Annotated in this window: 21 protein-coding genes; 5 read left to right on the top strand and 16 right to left on the bottom strand. The window is 32.9% G+C overall.

What is annotated here, in order from left to right; translation table 11 throughout:
- Positions 1 to 1,356, top strand: coding sequence for a glycosyltransferase (locus tag H0Z29_03110; GenBank protein MBO8130490.1), 1,356 nt, complete (start codon positions 1 to 3; stop codon positions 1,354 to 1,356).
- Positions 1,357 to 1,410: 54 nt separating this feature from the next.
- Here the strand turns inward: H0Z29_03110 and H0Z29_03105 are convergent, their stop codons facing one another.
- From H0Z29_03105 to H0Z29_03065, 9 genes are all read right to left on the bottom strand, one after another.
- Positions 1,411 to 1,926, bottom strand: a complete 516-nt coding sequence (locus tag H0Z29_03105; protein MBO8130489.1) for a hypothetical protein — start codon at positions 1,924 to 1,926, stop codon at positions 1,411 to 1,413.
- A gap of 2 nt (positions 1,927 to 1,928) precedes the next feature.
- A complete protein-coding gene (locus tag H0Z29_03100; protein ID MBO8130488.1) occupies positions 1,929 to 2,345 on the bottom strand; it encodes a hypothetical protein in 417 nt (138 codons plus the stop codon).
- A gap of 6 nt (positions 2,346 to 2,351) precedes the next feature.
- Positions 2,352 to 2,738: a flagellar protein FlaG gene (locus H0Z29_03095; protein ID MBO8130487.1), complete on the bottom strand. Its 387-nt coding sequence runs from the start codon at positions 2,736 to 2,738 to the stop codon at positions 2,352 to 2,354.
- Between the two features lie 16 nt (positions 2,739 to 2,754).
- A complete protein-coding gene (gene fliD / locus H0Z29_03090; protein ID MBO8130486.1) occupies positions 2,755 to 4,236 on the bottom strand; it encodes a flagellar filament capping protein FliD in 1,482 nt (493 codons plus the stop codon).
- 15 nt (positions 4,237 to 4,251) lie between these two features.
- Complete coding sequence (locus tag H0Z29_03085) at positions 4,252 to 4,581, bottom strand: flagellar protein FliS (protein ID MBO8130485.1); 330 nt, start codon at positions 4,579 to 4,581, stop codon at positions 4,252 to 4,254.
- A gap of 198 nt (positions 4,582 to 4,779) precedes the next feature.
- Entirely contained in the window at positions 4,780 to 5,601 is an 822-nt protein-coding gene (locus tag H0Z29_03080; GenBank protein ID MBO8130484.1) for a flagellin, read from the bottom strand.
- A 329-nt stretch (positions 5,602 to 5,930) separates the two neighbouring features.
- Complete coding sequence (locus H0Z29_03075; protein MBO8130483.1) at positions 5,931 to 6,890, bottom strand: glycosyltransferase family 4 protein; 960 nt, start codon at positions 6,888 to 6,890, stop codon at positions 5,931 to 5,933.
- Positions 6,891 to 6,957: 67 nt separating this feature from the next.
- Positions 6,958 to 7,152, bottom strand: a complete 195-nt coding sequence (locus H0Z29_03070) for a helix-turn-helix domain-containing protein (GenBank protein MBO8130482.1) — start codon at positions 7,150 to 7,152, stop codon at positions 6,958 to 6,960.
- Between the two features lie 57 nt (positions 7,153 to 7,209).
- The gene (locus tag H0Z29_03065) at positions 7,210 to 8,031 is read right to left on the bottom strand and encodes a flagellin (protein ID MBO8130481.1); all 822 of its coding nucleotides are present in this window, start codon (positions 8,029 to 8,031) and stop codon (positions 7,210 to 7,212) included.
- Positions 8,032 to 8,246: 215 nt separating this feature from the next.
- Here H0Z29_03065 and H0Z29_03060 point away from each other — a divergent pair, with 215 nt between their 5' ends.
- Positions 8,247 to 9,428, top strand: coding sequence for a hypothetical protein (locus H0Z29_03060; protein ID MBO8130480.1), 1,182 nt, complete (start codon positions 8,247 to 8,249; stop codon positions 9,426 to 9,428).
- On the opposite strand, the gene H0Z29_03055 is transcribed toward H0Z29_03060, so the two are convergent.
- The 6 genes from H0Z29_03055 to H0Z29_03030 are packed head-to-tail and all read right to left on the bottom strand — an operon-like array spanning position 9,425 to position 12,540.
- Positions 9,425 to 9,760, bottom strand: a complete 336-nt coding sequence (locus H0Z29_03055) for a type II toxin-antitoxin system PemK/MazF family toxin (GenBank protein MBO8130479.1) — start codon at positions 9,758 to 9,760, stop codon at positions 9,425 to 9,427. The two genes, H0Z29_03060 and H0Z29_03055, sit on opposite strands and share 4 nt — an antisense overlap.
- A complete protein-coding gene (locus H0Z29_03050; GenBank protein MBO8130478.1) occupies positions 9,747 to 9,989 on the bottom strand; it encodes a hypothetical protein in 243 nt (80 codons plus the stop codon). Before H0Z29_03050 ends, H0Z29_03055 begins: the two co-directional genes overlap by 14 nt.
- A gap of 11 nt (positions 9,990 to 10,000) precedes the next feature.
- On the bottom strand, positions 10,001 to 10,315 hold the full coding sequence (locus H0Z29_03045; GenBank protein MBO8130477.1) for a type II toxin-antitoxin system PemK/MazF family toxin: 315 nt from the start codon (positions 10,313 to 10,315) through the stop codon (positions 10,001 to 10,003).
- Positions 10,316 to 10,357: 42 nt separating this feature from the next.
- Positions 10,358 to 11,254: a homocysteine S-methyltransferase family protein gene (locus tag H0Z29_03040; GenBank protein ID MBO8130476.1), complete on the bottom strand. Its 897-nt coding sequence runs from the start codon at positions 11,252 to 11,254 to the stop codon at positions 10,358 to 10,360.
- Positions 11,244 to 11,996 carry a phosphatase PAP2 family protein gene (locus tag H0Z29_03035; GenBank protein ID MBO8130475.1) on the bottom strand — a complete coding sequence of 251 codons (753 nt, stop codon included), beginning with the start codon at positions 11,994 to 11,996 and terminating at the stop codon, positions 11,244 to 11,246. Before H0Z29_03035 ends, H0Z29_03040 begins: the two co-directional genes overlap by 11 nt.
- Positions 11,983 to 12,540, bottom strand: a complete 558-nt coding sequence (locus tag H0Z29_03030; GenBank protein ID MBO8130474.1) for a flavin reductase family protein — start codon at positions 12,538 to 12,540, stop codon at positions 11,983 to 11,985. The genes H0Z29_03035 and H0Z29_03030 overlap by 14 nt, the downstream gene beginning before the upstream one ends.
- A gap of 130 nt (positions 12,541 to 12,670) precedes the next feature.
- On the opposite strand from H0Z29_03030, the gene H0Z29_03025 reads away from it, so the two are divergent.
- Complete coding sequence (locus H0Z29_03025) at positions 12,671 to 13,309, top strand: corrinoid protein (protein MBO8130473.1); 639 nt, start codon at positions 12,671 to 12,673, stop codon at positions 13,307 to 13,309.
- 79 nt (positions 13,310 to 13,388) lie between these two features.
- Here H0Z29_03025 and H0Z29_03020 read toward each other — a convergent pair whose 3' ends face one another.
- On the bottom strand, positions 13,389 to 13,550 hold the full coding sequence (locus H0Z29_03020; protein MBO8130472.1) for a hypothetical protein: 162 nt from the start codon (positions 13,548 to 13,550) through the stop codon (positions 13,389 to 13,391).
- A 118-nt stretch (positions 13,551 to 13,668) separates the two neighbouring features.
- Between H0Z29_03020 and H0Z29_03015 the strand changes: the two genes are divergently transcribed.
- Complete coding sequence (locus H0Z29_03015; protein MBO8130471.1) at positions 13,669 to 14,226, top strand: DJ-1/PfpI family protein; 558 nt, start codon at positions 13,669 to 13,671, stop codon at positions 14,224 to 14,226.
- A complete protein-coding gene (locus H0Z29_03010; protein ID MBO8130470.1) occupies positions 14,223 to 14,930 on the top strand; it encodes an HAD hydrolase-like protein in 708 nt (235 codons plus the stop codon). The genes H0Z29_03015 and H0Z29_03010 overlap by 4 nt, the downstream gene beginning before the upstream one ends.
- Positions 14,931 to 15,068: the final 138 nt, after the last annotated feature.

Below are 15,068 nucleotides of genomic sequence, written 5' to 3'. Positions count from 1 at the left end.
ATGAATAGAAGACAGACGTTATCGCTTTGTATGATCGTTAGAAATGAAGAGCATGTAATTGAAGATTGTTTGAGAAGTGTTGCTGGGATAGTTGATCAGATTGTAGTTGTTGATACAGGTTCGACAGATACGACAATTGATATATGCAAGAAATTTGGAGCTGAGGTATACAGGTTTAGATGGGTTGACGATTTTTCCAAAGCTAGAAATGAATCTATTAAATATGCTAAAGGTGACTGGATATTATGGATGGATGCCGATGAAAGACTGGATCCGGGGAGTATTAATGAGCTGAAAAAGCTTTTAAAGTATGAAAAAATACCGGTTGCATATAAAGTATCAATAAAAAATTTCAAAGCCGATGGCAGCTTTTACTTTTCTGATGCCCACAGGCTTTTTAATAATAATAGAGGGATATCCTTCTATGGTCCAATTCACGAACAGGTGTCGCCAAGTATTATTGCTATGAAAGGTGAATTGAGGAATTCGAATGTACTGATTGTTCATCTTGGATATTCATACAAAGGCGAAAGAGCTGAAAAGAAAAGAGAAAGAAATAAAAAGCTATTATTAAAATATGTAGAAAAGGATCCAAAAAATGCCTATGCACATTATACGCTTGGACAGTTTTATGGTTTAAATGGGGAATATGAAAAGGCAGTCAGGCATTACAGAGTAGCGTTAAAGTATTGTAATTTTGATAAACCTCTCACCTGTTCACTTTATAATTGTATGGCTGAGGCTTTAATTAATATTAAGGACTATAAGAGTGCAGAGATATTTGTGAGAAAATCATTGGAAACTATACCTGAACAGGTATATGGTAATTACCTTTATTATAGAATTTCCCATGAATCTGGGAATCATCAAGAGTGCATTACGCACCTAGAAAATTTACTAAGAGCGAACGAGTATATAAAAAAATATGGGAAAAGGATTTCGGCTGATGGAGTTATTGATGATGAGAAAATAACGTTTTCCCTTTTATCATGTAGCTTTAATGCTGAAAATTATGATATATTTAACAAATATTCTTCAGTATATATTAGCTCATTCGATGATACAAAAGGATTAAAATATATTTATAATATGTCGGTCAAAGCGAAAGATTATACATTCGCAGTAAAAATTTTAGAAAAATTATATAAATCTGAGAAAAATATAAAATATCTTGAAGACATGGCAATTTTGTACATAAAATTACAGAAGTTTCAAGAAGCCATCACGGTGTATGAGAAGCTTATAATGTATAATCCAGAAAATGTTGAGTATTACAAGAAGATCGCAGGATTATATGCAAAAATTGGGCAGAAAGATAGAGCTATAGCGATACTATCCAAACTTAATATTATGTGACTTATTAATTACTTTTTATTTTTAATAGAATAGGGGGCTTAAATGCCCCTTTTTTTATATCTGAGAATTACGTATTTGCTGGATAATTTTTTCAGCCAGCTTGTCTATAACTTCGTCTTTTTCATATTCCTTATTTTCTATCTTCTCTTTTGTCTTGGCTAATTTTTCTTCCCTTTCCCTCTGATTCACTTTATCGAGTGAATGTTTTTGAATTATTTTACTGAAAGTGGGCAGTGCTAATAGCGATTCCGCAACTTTGTTCAATACGTTATCCTGGTTATAAAAATTGCTTTCTATTTTTTCCTTTATTTTCTGTATTTCGTTCTGATCAAGTAGATTTTTTTTCTGAAATAGTTCTTTGTATTTATTATTCTTTATACTGTATTCGTAAAGGGTTTTAGCGGCCTGGGATATTTCTGCTCTATCGGATGCAATCTTGCCTGTTTTTTCCAGTCCTGTACTATCATTTTTTACCTTTTCAGAATCAGGCTTGGATTTCTTGATATCCTCTTTTTCTTCAATCTTCTGATATGAGTTATTTAAAGGATTTATGTTATTTACGTAACTCAAAGTTACCTCTGTTTAATATCAAAAAATTTAGGTTTTATACCTATAGATGTCAAAGAATTATATCTTCTACTTTTAATATCGGTTATTTTTGAAATTTCTTTAATGGTTTTTTCTTTCTTTTCCTTTAAAAATTTTATCACTTCTTTATCGATTTCTTCTATTTTTTTTATTTTATTTTTTATATCATTTATTTTTTGTTCTATATTCTTATCTTCCGGCAGATTTATGATAAACTTAACCTTGTCTTCATATTGCATTAGCTCTTCAAATAATTTCCCTCTTTTTTCAAGGGTTTTATTTATTAAATCCAGATCATAATTTTCCTGATATAAGGAGTTTTCACTTATAATTAAAATTTGCGATACTATATCTTCTACTCTTTTTAGGGTAGTATCCGTGTCTTTATTATCCTTTTTCATATAAACTCAGGATACTTTTTTATTATACAAAAGACCTGCTATCTCTCTAAGTTTGGAAATAAGTAGTATCATTTCTTCTGGCGGAATTTTTCTTATAACTTCTCCAGTAGTAGAGTCTGTAACTACAATAACAGATCTTTCTATCCTTGGGTCGTAGGAAAATGTGATTTTTGTGTTAAAGACCTTAATGACTTCATTTAACTGTGCGACTATTTCTCCCATATCAACTCTGGATGTATTTATTTCTTTTGACTCGGATCTTATTTCTTTATCAGGTTTTTTTAGCTCTTCTTTCTGCGTGGTCACTTCCTGTGTTTCATTTTTTGAAGTATCAGTTGAATTGATAACTACACTGGCCTTGAAACTGTATTCAATAGGTTCTAAACCATCCATGGTTTATCCTCTCGCGTTATGATATTTTAAAGAAATTACTAAAATAATTTAGTTGATATGTCAGTGAAGTCATCATTTCCTGTAATTTTGCAAATTCGTCTCTTAGTTGCTGTTCTCTTTTTGCTAATATTTCATCCCATGCATCGATTCTATCTTCTACACTTGAAATCTGACTTTCTAAATTATTTATACTTTTATCTATTGTCCCGCCAACTGTAACGAATCTTTCAATATAATCCTTTATTCTTGTTGCTATTCCATCAGTTGCTCTAAATAGGTCAGAGACATTGGTATAATTAGCTTCGAGTGCTTCTTCAAATTCCTCACTATCAGCTATAGAAAGCTTTCCATCTTCATCAGGTTCAATTCCTATTTTGAATAAATAGTTATAGTCAGTGTTGGTTACCCCAGTTACCTCGCTCATGATGTAATTTCTTAAGTCGTATATTATGTTCTTATAGGTAAGTTCATCTGTAAGTAGTCCCCTATTGTAAGTATCAGGATTAATTTGAGTATTCTCTTTCAGAAAATCTAATAGGTCATTGTAAGCATCTATGAAGTCCTGAACTTCTTCCTTTACCGCCTCTGTATCTGAAGTGACTGTTATGGTTTCCTCAGTTGAAAATGTATCAAGTAAATCAATTGTAAGTCCGCTTAGTACATCTGTTACATGATTACTATCTCTGTAAAATGTTAGACCATCTATATTAAATTTTGAATTGAGTTCACTATCGGTTGGACTGGTACCAACATAGGTAATCCATCCTCCGGATGAACCACTTGACTGTGAACCACTGTTAACTTCAAGAAAATTCAGTAGGTTATCTGAGCTATCAGTAAAATCCATTCTATAAGTATATCCTGAGTTTTCGGATCTTAATACTAGCCTGGACTTTCCTGATTCTTCACTTACAACATAAGCGTGTACTACTTCATCATTATCAATTGTTTCATTTAGAACGGCATTACTCATTGCAGAATTAATTGCTTCTGCGATGTCAGCAAGCACATCGTCATCATTTTGTGAAAATGTACTGGCTGAAACTGTAATTTCTATTGAAACCCGATTATTTGGATCAGAATCTGTAGGATGCGCTACTTCAATGTAAAAAGTTTGATCGGTTGTAAATCCTGTAAAGCTTGTATCTGTGTCTGTAAACTGTTTTGAAACTCTGGTATCTGAGGATGCAAGTCTTTCCACGCTTATTGAATGGGTACCGGCTGTAGCGCTTGCACCAGCAGAAACCGTGAATTTTTCAGTATCACTGCTTGTGGCTGATTTTTGTGCAAAGTAGTTTGTAATAGGATCAGTTAATCTATCAACAATGCTTTTTAGAGCTGACATTTTGCTGTCTAAGTTATTTAGAACCTCTTTTTTCTGGTTTAGTGCTTCTTTTTGCTCTTCGAGCTCCTTTTTAGGCTTTGATTCCTGTGCCATATATATTTCTACGAGGTAATCTATATTATATTTGGAGTCAAATATGGAAGTAATATCCATAATTTACCTCGAAATTTATATACTAATTTTCATGGCTTTTTCCCATGTATTTTTTATATCAGTTAAATAAATTTCTGCTTCGTTAAATTGATTTTCACGAATTAATTTGCTTATATAGCGATATACGTTGAAAAATGTCATTGCCATCTCTTTTTCATCGAAGTTTAAAGAATTTATTAGTACCTGCATAGCTTCTAATGCCTTTATTTTATTCTTTACTTTACAAGCTTTTATTGCGATGTCATAAACATAAGAAACAAGTTCTTCTGGTGAAGCAGTCATCACTTTATGTTTCAGGTACGGATTTGGATTTTCTTGACGTGCCATATCGAAACCACCTCTCATTTTTTCCTCTCCTTTTAACTTCAACTATCGTGCCATAATAGTCTATATTATTACGAAAATAACACAATGTAATTTACTGATTATTAATAAGATATATCATATTAGTTGATATTTTAAAAAGTATTCTAACAAAAATGGAAGGAGAGGGAATTATCTTCCCTCTCCTTCCTATTTTTACCTGTTTTATCAGCATAACTATTATCTGAATAGTGTGAGTACAATCTGTGGTGACGTATTTGCCTGCACATAGCTTGCCACAGCGGTTTGCTGTAGGATTTGTAGCTTCATTACCTCCATTTGTTCTTTTGCGAAGTCAGCATCTTCAATGGTACTTCTTACAGCCTCAGTATTAGTTATGGCTACAGATAGAGTTTGTTCTTTTGAAGATAGCCTTACTTTGAATTCACCAACATCCTGTATGTAGCTGGCTAAGTTATCGATAGCGGATGAGAGAGTTCCAATTGCAGCACTTGCGCTTGCAGATGATGAAACATTAATACTGTTAATTCCCAGTGCTGCTGAATCTGCATCTTTTAATGACACTAACAGCTGGTTAGATGATTCCTCACCTGTTTGAAAATAACCCGAATAACCTCCATCAATCAGTTGGTCATTATTAAATGTTGTCTCACTGACGATGTCATCGATTTCTGATATTAGTGCCTCAACTTGGTCCTGAATTGCGGATCTTTGAACATCCGACAGTGAATAATCAGCTGCCTGAGTGGCTTTTTCCTTTAAAGTTTGGAGAATGTCCATTATGTTCTGATATCCTCCCTCTGCAACATTTAGGACGCTCTGTGCGTTCTCTACATTCTGGAGTGCAACTTCCAGTCCTCTTCTTCTTCTTTCAAGGGTTCTTGCAAGTTGATAACCAGCAGGGTCTTCTTCTGTTGAGTTAATCTTTTTACCAGTGGAAAGTCTCAGCGTTCTGATACCTAACTCTTTGTTAATGTTGTCCAATGATTGATAAGCCCACATTGCTTGAATGTTTGCGGCAATTTGCATTAATTCACCCATTTTAACCTCCTTGTTTTTTTGGCTTCCTTGCCATTTTGGCTTGCCATTCTGGCTTGCCACTCTGGTGGTTTAAAATTTTTGTTCTAAAGAGTGCCACCCTCACTCCTTAGAATTTCAAAAATCACCTGCTAATAATATCGATTATGATATTAGGGTTGATTAAAAATGGCTGATTTTAGGTGGTAGTGATAGTTATGTGGGATAAAAGTTTACTAAAAATAATTAAATTTGCAGTTTAATAAATTGAATATATAAGGATTTGTAATTATTGAATAAATTTATGTTAATTTAAGTAAACAACAATAAAATTATATGAATAATTATAAAAATCATGAAAATTTCATAATGGCGGTATAAATGGCGTGTTCCCATCCTTCTTTAAATTTTTGAAAATTGTGGTTCTCTATGACGTATTCTCTTGCATTTTTACCAAGTCTTATTGCAAGATTTCGGTCATTCAGAAGCTCCAAAGCATATTGAGTTAGCTCATGTGGATCATTTGATGAGAATCCATTGATTCCATTGATGACTGGTGAACTTGGATGCTGGTTTGTCAGGATGGGCATTCCAGTGGACATTGCTTCCAGTGAGGCAAGATTAAAGCCATCTTCGTAATCGTATCTGGCAGTATGAAGGTAAAATCTGTGTTTTTGATATTGTTCTCTTAGTTCGTTTATATCCCTGGCAGGTTCTACATCAGGTAATTCAGGGTTGTAACCAACAATTTTAAATGGAAGCTTTTCAATAACTTTGATAAAAAATCCTATGTCATATATGAGTGATTTCTGAGCTATCTGGTTTGCTATTCTCAATCCTGCAGATATTTCACCTGTATACCCGGAGAAAAAGTCCGTATCAACAGTCAATGGCACAATAATGCAGTCTTCAAGTCCCCAAGTTTTTGCTTTCATTTCTGAGGTGGATACTGGAATAATTTTAAATTTATCTATATAAATTTTTAAAGCACTTATGACATCCTGAGGTTTTACAGTACTTCCTTGCTGGTGAATATATCCTGTTAGAGATACATCTATTTTTAATATTTTTGGTGCTTCTATATTTTTCACGTCAAGTAAGTCCGTGATACTATGTGCTATAATTACATCATATTTTCTTTTATTAGCTTCCTCTAAAGTTATTAGTTCTGCGTTTTCAGGTATGGGTCTTATTCTCTCATCCCATTTTTTTGTATATCTCCCAGGAAGATAGTCCACAATATCGATCGGATAACCAAGTTTTGTTAGAAGACAGACATAGGCTTCATGGGAGTTTAGAGTTAAAATTTTCATAATATAAAATAAAAAGCCCCCTTACATTATGCAAGGGGGCAATTTGTTTTCTTTTTTAACGGAGTTACTATTTCTTTATTTCCCTGAGTTTCTCGCTCAGTATTTCTTCAAATAGCCTGTCAATATGTTCTTTTTTTATCTTCCACTGCCCTCCAATTTTCAAAGCTGGGATTTTGCCCTGCTGGACCAGGCGATACACGGTTTGTTCTTTTATTTTCAAATAATTTGCAACCTCTTTTACACTCATTATTCCATTTGACATTGCATGCCCTCCTCTCTATCTCAAAGATTCTTCAGGTTCTGGTTTTCAGAAAGCGGATTATCTGAATAGGTTCAGTACCACCTGGGGGGCAGTGTTCGCCTGTGTCAATGATGCTATTGCTGTTTGTTGTAATATTTGCAATTTAAGCAACTCCATTTGCTCCTTTGCAAAATCAGCATCTTCAATTGTACTTCGTACAGAGTCAGTATTTGTAATTGCCACTTCAAGCATATCTTCCTTGGCGGCAAGCCTTACTTTATATTCACCGATATCCTGGATAATGCTAGCAAGAGTATCAATAGCAGTTGAAAATGATGCTATCGCAGCACTGGCGTCAGCCTGAGTGCTTAGAGAAATACCATCAAGACCTAAAGCGGCAGAATCTGCGTTTTGTAAGGATATAAACATTTGATCATCTGATCCCTCTCCAGTATGAAAGTAACCACTATAATTTCCATTAATAAGGTTGGATTCATTGAATTTGGTCTCGCTTACAATATCATCAATCTCTTCCAATAAGGCATTTAATTGTGCTTGGATAGCCTGTCTCTGAGTTGAAGAAAGGCTGTAGTCTGCTGCCTGGGTAACTTTTTCTTTTAGTGTCTGAAGAATATCCATTACATTCTGGTATGCACCTTCGGCAACATCAAGGATATTCTGGGCATTTCTTACATTCTGGAGGGCAACTTCCAAACCCCTTCTTCTTCTTTCCAGCGTTTTTGCTAAGTGATATCCCGCTGGATCCTCACTAGCAGAGTTAATTCTTCTCCCTGTTGCAAGTCTTACCTGGAGTGTTCCCATCTCTCTATTAATCTTGTTTAAAGAGATGCGGGCTTTCATCGCCTGGACGTTTGTGTAAATTTTCAAAAGGTCACTCATTTTTTAACCTCCCTGTTTTTTTCTTTTACTTCCCTGTCAAAAATTTTCAAAAATCAATAAAATTCATTACACATAAGTATTATCGATTAGATTTTTATAAACTTTAGTAAAAATTTTTATTATATAATAAAAAATAATAAATAATCATATTTCTGTACAATTTTGAATAATTTTAAGATATTGTATGTGAGAAAAAAAAAGTTTATTTTTTAGTGATGTATTGTACTTTAAATAGGCTTTTAAAGATCATAATTATCGCCCTTACAATAATTATTAATGTTGAGGTATATCTTTTTGGTATAGGTATAGAGGGAGTATATTATTTAAAAGGAATAAAAGAATCTTATATTACAATTTTAGAGTCTAGTACTAGAAAAACATATTTTATGGAATGGGAAAAAATAAAGGGATTTTCAATTCTCGATTCGTTAAAAATAGATAAAAGTGCAATAGACAATGGGGTATACAATCTTACACAAACTAATAATAGGTTATTATTAAAAAACTATTATCCGAGAGATATTATCAGCAAATCTATAATAATTGAAACAAATTTTGTTAAACGTAAGAAATATCCAGCTATATATTTAGAATCCAAAAATCTGGTTACTTTTCTTGAGTTTCTGCAAAATTCCAATGGTAATATTTTTATTGTTGACACCATCAAATTTATAGATGATGATACTTATGGAAGTAAAATTCATTATTGGAATGAATATTTAAAAGAGTTTGTGAATCGTCGTTATAGCAGAGATCCTGAAGAGGTTAAGGAACTTTACTCTATTTATTACAGGGATAGTATTGATCGTGGTTTATCTTTCAAAAAGAGTGAGTTAGAAATTGATAAGAATACGATTAAGTGGCTGGATGTAAATTGCGATAGTGCTATGGTTTTTCAACAGGGGGAATTTGCATATTTGTTTGCGAAATTTAGCATATTAACGGATAAAGTAGTTAAAAACCTGAATAGTTATTATGTACTTTTGCCTGAAAAGGGTAAATGGAAAATTATCTATGAAGAAGAAAAAGTAATCTCCCTGACTATTATAAGTGAACTCTTGGAGGATTTTGTTAGAAAGTGGCTTGATTCATGGATGAAGCTTGATATTAATAAATATGAAAATTTCTATGATGATTCTTTTAAGTCCGGAAAGTTTAATTACAAAAAGTGGATTGATTATAAGATAAATGTGTTCAGCAAGTTGAATTGGGTTGATATTAAGGCAGAAAATTTAGTGATACTGAGTGAGGATAAATACCTGTGGAGAGTCGAGTTTTTACAGCACTACAAGTCCGATAAATCAAGTGATTTAGGATATAAAATTTTATATATAAGAGGTACTCCAGGTGAATTTAAGATTGTAGAAGAAATCTGGATGCCAGTAAAAAAGAATTAGTGGGTTAAGAACTCAATAATTTTATCAATAATATAATCAATATCTTTCTTGTCCAATTGACTAATCTTTTTGTCTATTATGCTGGTTGGTATTGTTGCAAAACGCATTTTTACGACAGCTGGTTTTGGCAAACCAGCTTCCCGCCAGTTTTTTATTGTATAGTCTCCATAATTTTTAGATTTTATGTCTGACGTTATCATAAGAATTGTACATGACTCTGTGCCGTCGATTTTATTAGTTGACAGGATAAGAGCCGGCCTTTTTTTAGTAGTTGTTGAAGATGTGAAAGGAAATTTTACAAGTACAATATCCCATTTGTTATAGCTTGTCATAGATTTCATCTTCCTTATTATCCCAGTCAAGAAATGCCTGTGCTGAAAGACCTGTTACATCGAAAGTCTCTACCTGCGGTGTAAGAAAATGGAGCCTATCTTTATTTTTCTCTATATAGTCTTCCAGAAGTTCTTCGATAAAACCACCGATTGTTTTTCCCTCATAGGATGCAATTATTTTAAGTAGCTTTTTATTCTTATCTTTTATTCTAATACTCATTACTCCCATAATTAATCTCCTTATAATAATTTTAAAATATTAAAAATGTCTTCCTGATGCAGGGTACCAATTTTCTTTGTTATTATAGAATTTGAAATAGTAGCAAACCATAATTTTACAATGGCTGATTTAGGTAGTCCTGCTTCTTTCCAGAAATTGATTTTGTAATCTATATTGGAGATACTACTAATATTACTTGTAATAGGGAATATAACTGAGTAACCTTCTCTGTTATATTCATTTGGTGAGACTATAAGAGCAGGTCTTTTTATCTGCTGATTATTCTTATTTATTGATATTAAGACTATGTCCCATTTATTAATTTGTTGATTCATACTTCATATAACTTAGTTACATGTAATATAGTAATAATTTTTTTAATTATTCAACAATAATTTTTTAGCCCTATTTATACTTTTTATATATTTAGCTGTAGTGAAGCAACAGCCTCCAATTATTTTTACACCCATTTTATACCATTTTAAAGCTATTTTCCGGTACTTTTCTGGCGTGAACTCTTTATCATCATACCATTTACCATTTTTAAGTATCCCTGCATTTACATATAAACAAACTGGAATTTTTACTATTTTCAATAGCTTTTCCAGGATAATTTCTATTACTGAATAATGAGTACAATTTATAGAGAATATATCAATGCCCACGTCGTATAGTTTATGATATCCCTCGATTAGGTCCTCACCACTTAATATTCTGGCATCCTCTCGTAGAACAAAACTAGTTGCTACAGGTAATCCGGTTTCTTTTGCAGCTTTTGAAGCAGCTAATGCTTCATTTATGGTATTCATTGTCTCAATTAGTATAAAGTCCACAGAGGCTTCTTTCAGTAATCTGGTAGTTATTTTGTGATACCTGTATGATGTTTCGAAATCAGGGGATAAGTCTGGAGAATAGCAATCTTCCAACGGTGAGGTTGATCCTGCAATGAATACTCTTCGCTTAGATTTATTCTTTTCTATAGAATTTCTTGCAATCCAAACCGCACGATTAATGTATTTTTCTAATGTTTCAAGTGAATAACCTAATTTTTGAAATGTCCATGGGTTGGTTCTGAATGTGTTTGTAGTTATAATGTCTGTTCCAGCTTTTATGTAATCAATATAGATTTCTTGTATTATTTCCCAGTTATCAAATATAGCCTCTGCAGACCAGAGTTTGGTTTTAAATTTTATTCCCCTTCGGATTAATTCTGTCCCCATAGGTCCATCAAGAACTATAAATTTTTCCTTATTAAGGAACTCTCTAAAATTCATAAAATAGCGAGACAGATTTGGTAGTAGGTTCAAAAAATATTTTTATAAGATTATCATTATAGTTTTTAGCAAAACTTCTTCCGATCAATGTTCCTAGCATAGCTCCTACTATCACATCTGATAAATAGTGTTTATTATCATTTATCCTTGTTGTGCCTACAAAAGCGGCCATGATGTATGCTGCTGTACCAGCTTTTTTTCCGTATAGTTTATTGACGACTGCAGCAAGTGCGAATGAGCCAGATGTGTGTCCTGATGGGAATGACATAAAACTTTCTTTATTTGGTCTCTGGCGGTTAGTTATCTCTTTTAAAATTGAAGTTATAGTTGCAGTTAACAGAACTGACTCAGATAAAAATACAAACTGAGAAACCATTGTATTGAGTTGATTTTTAGTAAATATATTATCGTAAATTATGTAGCTTCCGACTATCACATATCCAAGCGGGTTACCATATAGGTCACCAATTTTTGAAATATAATCAGGGTAAATCGGATTTTTCTGTATTTGAGTTTGTAATTTTTTGTCAATTATAAATGCAATGGGGAGGGAGGTTGCCCCTGCAATGAATATATTTTTATGGTATTCTAAGTTTATAATAGTCTTACCGGATTTTAAAATATGTTTTGAGTATGCTTTAAAACTATATTCAAAAGCTCTTCTGTCAATACCGTTCAGAGTATCGTAATTTATTGTAAAAAGAATAATTAAAAGCAAAAGTAACCTTTTATAACCATTCATCAAGATTTATTTCCTGTGGATATTTTTCAATTTTATAATTCTCAACTTTCAAATAGGTGTTGCTTCCTAGATATAGAATTGGAGTAACTGCATCTGTATTGAGAAGCTCCTCAGATGTAAATTTACTTTTATCGTATTTTATGTGTACAATTCTTCCAATTAAAAATACATGATCACCAGTTTTTATTATTTTGTGAAGTTTGCATTCTATTACAGCGTATGAGTCTTTTATATAGGGTGTTTTAATTTTAACACCCGAGGAAGTTTTAATGTTTAAAACTTTGATTTTATCTACATCGTTACCACTTATCCTACCGATGCCATGTGCTATTTTTATTTTTTCATAAGGAAGGAAATTGCAGTTGAATTCCTCGCTTTTTTTTAATAGCTGATAGGTAAATCTTTTTTCCGCTATGGCAATGCCATAAAGTGGTGGATCAAAAGAGAGGTAAGTATGCCATGCTACAGCCATATAGTTAGTCTTATCTTCAAAAGATGTTCCCACGATGTTAACAAGTTTTGGATAAGCATGATAGAGTTTCATAGTTACCTCCCTATAAAATATAGTATAATAAATATAACAAATTCTTACTTTTCACAGAATAATTTATTTAAATTATGCTAAATTGAAAGTGTTTTTGACAGGTTTATTAAAATAAGAGGGAGATAGAATAATGAAAGATGAATATTTACAGCAAATTGGTAAATCAATTGAGGCAGGTGACGTAAATAAGGTGCAGAATCTTGTAAAAGAAGCGCTGGATAAGGGTTTTTCTGCTGAAGAAATCCTTAATAGGGGTCTGCTTGCGGGAATGAGTGTTGTAGGAGAAAAGTTTAGAGATGGATTAATTTTTATTCCTGAAGTTTTGGTAGCTGCAAGGGCTATGCAAAGCGGTATTGATATTTTAGAACCACACTTTAGTGTTGAAAGTGTAAGCTCAAGAAAGAAACTCCTTTTGGGAACTGTTAAAGACGATTTACATGACCTTGGGAAAAATATTGTCTCAATTGTATTCAGAGGGGCTGGTTTTGAGGTATATGATCTTGGAATTAATATTCCTGAGGAAATGTTTCTGGAAGAGGCGAAAAAGTTGCAACCAGATGTGATCGGATTAAGTGCATTACTTACTACAACAATGGTAAACATGAAAAATACTGTTAAAGTCTTGAAGGATAATGGTATTGATTCAATTATAATAGTGGGAGGGGCACCAATAACAGAGGATTTTGCCAGAGAAATTGGTGCTGATCTTTTTGGCAAAAATGCTATGGATGGTCTTGAAAAAGTGAAAAAAGCTTTATCTTTAAATTAATCTAATTTTTCAAGTGGCTTCTATCTATTCAATTACCATTACTAAGCTTTATAAATGTGAATAAACCAGAACGGTTCTTTTATCTTCTAATTGCTAATTCTATGACAGTTTCACTCCGATTGTTATTTTCATTCATCCATGAATTAATTGAATTATTTACTCTATTATAAGATAAGGCCATCAGTACCAGTAGTGATATTGAATAGATTGATATTAAGACTATTTTCATTGCTAACTTCACTTTTTTCTCCTTCTTAAAAAATCAAAATAGAAATGACAGCTTATTAGATGTATGTATTTTAAAAGGGTTGCCAATTTGTTAAATTATTTTTAACAATTTTTTGAGAAAGGAGGTGCCCATGAAAGAATATAATGCGTTATTACCTCTTGCTGAGGGATTTGAAGAGATTGAGTGCGTAACAATAGTAGATGTATTAAGGAGAGCAGGAATTAACGTTGATGTGGCAGGGCTTAAATCATTGGATGTAAAAGGCTCTCATGGCATTACGCTACGGGCGGATATGCTATTAGATGATGTGGATAGGGACAAATATAATTTAATTGTGATGCCTGGAGGTATGCCTGGATCGGTCAATTTGCGGGATGATGAAAGAGTGCTTGAACTGGTAAGATATATTTACTCAAGAGGTGGATATGCCTGCGCAATATGTGCTGCGCCAGTGGTTTTGTACAAAGCATGTCTGCTGGATGGTAAGAAGTTTACTATTCATCCATCTACAAGGGATATGGTTGACAATAAGGCTGTTGAATTGGATGTTGTAGTAGATGGAAGAATCATTACTGGTTGGTCACCAGGTGCGGCAATGAAATTTGCTTTGAAAATTGTTGAAGTACTGCTGGGTAATGAAGAGGTAGATAAACTACTAAGTGCAATGTTGTATGAAGGTTATAAATGAGAAAGTTGCTTATATTGATTGATATAGATGGGACTCTTTTATCCCCCGGTCTGGCACCGAGATTAGCTCTTTATGAGGCTATTAAGGAAGTAACAGGGAAGGAGTATATGCTTCGCGTTTGGGATATGGCCGGTTTGACTGACCCACTTATCGTCAGAAATGCCATGATAAAGCTTGGGTATTTAAATGGAAAAAATCTAGATGGTATAATAAAAGAAGTGATTGATAGGTATCTTGTGCATTTTGAAAGAATATTCCCGGAAAGAGATGATAAATTTGTTTATCCTGATACTATTGGTTTTCTTGAGTATCTTTCAAGTTTGAATGTCAGAATTGGTGTTTTAACGGGAAATGTGGAAAAGGGTGCTATTATAAAGTTAAAGGCATTTGGTTTGGATAAGTATTTTTCTTTTGGGGTATATGGAAGTGACTCGGAGGATAGAATTAAATTGGCGAAAATAGCTCTTATGAGGGCTGGGAAAATGTTTGGGGAATCTTTTAATAGTCAGGATACTGTAATTATAGGGGATACTACATGGGATGTGATCTGTGCTAAAGAAAATAATATGATGTCCATAGCAGTTATTAGAAGGAGGATATGGGAAAAGGATGTTTTAGCATTAAAACCAGACTTGGTAGTTTATGATTTTAGCGAAGACGGTCGTATTAGAAATTTTTTTGATTTACTATTGGGTAAGAAATAGGAACTATTTTACATAGGTTTAATAAATTAGTTTTATCATATTACAACTTAAAAAATTTATTTTTAACCTTGAAACCAACATTTATGGTGAATAAATTCATCTAACATTTTTGACATTGATTTAATTTTTTATTAGCAA

The sequence above is a fragment of the Candidatus Neomarinimicrobiota bacterium genome (genome assembly GCA_017656425.1).
GTDB lineage: Bacteria > Fidelibacterota > UBA2242 > UBA2242 > B5-G15 > JACDNV01.
The sequence above is the reverse complement of the archived record's forward strand: the minus strand, read 5'-3'. Positions and strand labels throughout refer to the sequence as shown.